This window comes from Paraburkholderia sp., assembly GCF_035948235.1.
Classification (GTDB): Bacteria; Pseudomonadota; Gammaproteobacteria; order Burkholderiales; family Burkholderiaceae; genus Paraburkholderia.
In genome coordinates, this window is sequence record NZ_DASZJJ010000260.1 from 1 (window position 1) to 1,510 (window position 1,510).

1 protein-coding gene is annotated in these 1,510 nt (G+C 66.0%); it reads left to right on the forward strand.

Annotation, left to right across the window (positions count from 1 at the left end; all coding sequences use genetic code 11):
• Window positions 1-1,510 (forward strand): efflux RND transporter permease subunit (locus VG320_RS22760; protein WP_327202325.1); only part of this gene is annotated, 1,510 nt, incomplete at both ends.

Genomic DNA, 1,510 nt, shown 5'->3' on the forward strand with positions numbered 1-1,510 from the left:
CCCTGGCGGCTGCGCGAATACGGTCTTGCCGCGAGCGACGTGACCGCGGCCATCACGGCGCAGAACGCGCCCGTCACGGCAGGCACGATCGGCGACGCACCGTTTGCGCCCGGCCAGCAGACCAGCGCATCGGTCGACGTGACGGGGCAGCTCGATACGCCCGCGCAATTCGGCGAGATCGTGCTCAAAGCGAAGCCCGATGGTTCGATCGTGCACCTGAGCGATGTCGCACGCGTCGAGCTGGGCCGCGCCGATTATTCGTTCTTTTCGCGCCTGAATGGCCGTCCCGCGGCAACGGTCGGCATCCAGCTCGGGCCGCGCGGCAATGCGCTCGAAACCTCCGACGCGATTCGCGCACGGCTCGCGGAACTGCAGAAGCATCTGCCGCCGGGCGTCGCCGTGGACATACCGTTCGACAGCGCGCATTTCGTGCGCGTTGCGATCCGCGAAGTCGTGATCACGCTGCTCGAAGCCATCGTGCTGGTGTTCTGCGTGATGTGGCTGTTTCTGCGCGACCTGCGAGCGACGCTCGTGCCCACAGTGGTGATTCCCGTCACGCTGATGGGCGCGTTTCTCGCGCTCTACATGGGTGGCATGTCGATCAACGTGTTCACGCTGTTCGGGCTCGTGCTGGCAATCGGCATTCTGGTGGACGACGCCATCGTGGTCGTGGAGAGCGTGCATCGCGCAATGCACGAAGACGGACTCGCGCCGCGCGAGGCGACGCGTCGGGCGATGTCGCGCATCGGCGGGGCGATCGTCGGCGTGACGGCCGTGCTCACCGCCGTGTTCGTGCCGATGGCGTTCTTTACCGGCAATGTGGGCGGCATTTATCGCCAGTTCGCGGTGGCGATGATCGCGTCGATGCTGGTGTCGTCGTTCATGGCGCTTTCACTCACGCCAGCCTTATGCGCGAGCATGCTAAGGAAGCCGAAGCATATTGAAGCACATGGCACGTCGCGCGCCGCCCGGGTGTCGCGTGGGTATCGCGGCATCGTGCTCAAGCTGCTGCGACGCGGCCGCCGCGTGCTCGCGATCTACGCGCTGCTGATTGGCGCGGGCGCGTGGCTTTACTGGCAAATGCCGGAAGGCTTCTTGCCGGCCGAGGATGAAGGCCAGCTTCAGGTGATGATCCAGTTGCCGGCGGGCGCGACCCAGGCCCGCACGCTGGCGGTCGTGCAACGCGTGGAGCAAATCCTGCGCAGCGAAAATGCCGTGGAAGACGTGACGAGCGTGGTGGGCTGGAGTTTCGCCGGCAGCGGGCAGAACGTGGGCATGGCGTTCGTCGATCTCAAGGACTGGGACCATCGCTCGATCAGTGCCCAGAATTTGCGCGACCGGCTCAACGACCGCTTCGGGGCGATTCTTGACGGCGACGTTGAAGCCACGCTGCCTTCGCCTGTGCCCGGCATCGGTCACGCGGAAGGTTTTACGTTCCGGCTGGAGGATCGCGGCGGCGTGGGCATGCAGGCACTGACGGCCGCGCGTGGCCAGTTGATCGACGCGGCCG